This window comes from Mesobacillus sp. (assembly GCF_049588175.1).
Classification (GTDB): domain Bacteria; phylum Bacillota; class Bacilli; order Bacillales; family Cytobacillaceae; genus Mesobacillus.
In genome coordinates, this window is the sequence record NZ_JBAVFI010000427.1 from 1 (window position 1) to 2,290 (window position 2,290).

The 2,290-nt window shown below is 41.0% G+C and carries 3 protein-coding genes; 1 reads left to right on the forward strand and 2 read right to left on the reverse strand.

The genetic code is table 11. The features are described from left to right. Nucleotides 1-1,001 (reverse strand): DUF1835 domain-containing protein (locus WB217_RS10575; RefSeq protein WP_423993193.1); only part of this gene is annotated, 1,001 nt, incomplete at its 3' end. Continuing rightward, nucleotides 998-1,570 (reverse strand): hypothetical protein, encoded by a 573-nt coding sequence (locus WB217_RS10580; protein WP_423993194.1) that lies wholly within the window; start codon nt 1,568-1,570, stop codon nt 998-1,000. The genes WB217_RS10575 and WB217_RS10580, both read right to left, overlap by 4 nt. A gap of 350 nt (nt 1,571-1,920) precedes the next feature. Here WB217_RS10580 and WB217_RS10585 point away from each other — a divergent pair. After that, a partial coding sequence (locus WB217_RS10585; RefSeq protein ID WP_423993195.1) for a hypothetical protein occupies nt 1,921-2,290 on the forward strand: 370 nt, incomplete at its 3' end.

Consider the following 2,290-nt stretch of genomic DNA (forward strand, 5'->3'; position numbering starts at 1 on the left):
CTATAATACCTCATGCCCTTCGGAATCCCTTTTATCTCGAAAACTCCTTTATACACAAGGGCACGCAGCCTGTCTTCTAAAAAAGCATCGCCTACATGGTTGTCGATTCGACCATAGACTTCTCCAATGATCCTGGCTGCTTTTATAAAGTCCTTTTCACTTTTTTTGCTATGTAACTTTTGAGCAGTGGTGATAATTAATCCATCAAAGTAATCTTCATTTACAGCTATAACGCTGTGGTTTTTCCAAATCCTCAGGACTTCTTTACTCTCTGACAGGGTCATCCATTCTTTTTCGAATCGTCTTCTTTCCTCTTGAGTCAAAGGGCTGGAGGATTTCTTCTGAAAGATCTCGTTTATTTTTTCAGGTTCGGGCCCGCCGGTATGGGAGTACAGATATTGATACTCTTTTGTATTGAATAATTCCTGATAAGCGGTGGTGGTATTGATCAAATATATGTCATTTGTCTTTTCTTTTATCAAATAAAACAGATAACGTATTCCTGTTTGTTCGTCTGCATTTTCAGCTGTCCAAATCACAATGGGAACATGAGGGGGAATTGCCTCTATTTCTGCGAGAGTGCTTGAATATCTGTTTTCATACTCTTCTTCAAAATAATCATCTGAAAAATTTAAATGGTCCCTTAGCCAGTCATATCTACGTTGAAGTCCAGCTTTTGTATGAAGTTTTTCTATAGGTCCGACTGCAAAGAAGTCAGGAAAGCCGATTATCATATGCTCATGCCCGAGTGTGAATCGCAATGAGCCGGCAGCGGATTCCCCGCAGACAAGATGGACGGTTTTATAATCTCGTTCAACCACCTGATCGTTTTGGAGGCTGTCCTCAATCTCATTACACCATGATAATAAATCCTCGATCATTTGCCCGGGAGATTCATTGGATTCCCGGATCATTTTTACCCGGATCATCGTTTGCAGTAGTATCGATTTGGCATCATTTTCGGATAATTGCTGGATAGAGCGACGCAAGTCTTCGATCATTGGCGATTTCCTTTCTTTTTGCGTAATTTTAAAAGTATAAAGACGATTATTCCGCTGACTACAACCCCAGCAGCCCATAAATAAAGTTGATTTCCACTTTGTTCGCGGCTCAAATCCACTTTTTCAACTGGAGGTTTTCCTGCACCAAGGATCGGCAAATCGTCTTTTAAAGCAGTCAAATAATTTGTGCGGTCACATATGAGGGTCACAAGGGTTTTGGCTCCGTACATATCTGAGTCGTTCGCATAAACCAAATATTCTTGCCCCTCTGTAAAATTAAACCCGCAGTCCCCGCCGCCTTGACCTGTCGTAATGATGATTTGTGATTGTGTCACGCCTTTCCAAGTGTTCGTGACTTCAAAGAGGACGGATTTAGTCATATATCCTTGCGCACTCCGCTTTTCTTTTATATCCAAGACTTTCCCGCTAAATACAGCCTTTGACCGCTCCAATTCACTTGCCGCAGTCGGCAGCTCAGCACAAGAACACGCACTTGCAACAGAAGGGAACGAACCCGTAAAAATACTCAACACAAACATCAATGCAAAAAACTGCATAAACCTCTTCAAACCAACACCCCCATTTTTCAAACCCGATTGCTTTTTCTAAGATATTCTACTAAAAGGGAAAGATTCCCTTCTCCATGAACATGGGGACGGTTCTTGTGTTCATATTTTTGATAATAACAATAAGGCAAGGGCGGTCCATGAGTTTCATGAACCGTCCTATTTATATTTGAAAATTCCTGAAAGCACATCAGAGAAGAAGCAGAGCGTACGTCCCTTTGCTTCCTTTATTTTCCTTTTATAAAGGAATTTTAGGGAGGATGCAGAATTTTAAAGAGGTAAGATATCGTCCGCCGCACAAAGGGTTAATGACTAACAAATGGAGATAATTAAACTTATAAGGGGAGTTAGGGATGAAGAAATTATTAGTGCTGATTATGTCATTAGTCTTCTGGATGGCTACACCTGTAAGTGCGGAGAACGGTATTCCGGAAGGTGCACAGGAATTTGCTGATACATTTTTTGGACAGATCGTGAAGGATGAACTGAAATCCTCTCTTGCGGGGGACTTCAATTTAAATCCCGACTCTGAGAATATCACATTCGGACAGCTTCATCCTGTATACACATTCACGAAGGAATTCGTGAAAGGGAAAAAGATTGGCGCTGATGGAATCATTAAGACTGAGGAATACATTGCAGTCGTTTTTCAGGATGGTACACCGTTAAATGTAATCGGGACTTATGAAAAAGATTCGGGAAAATATGAGATGTCTACATTCG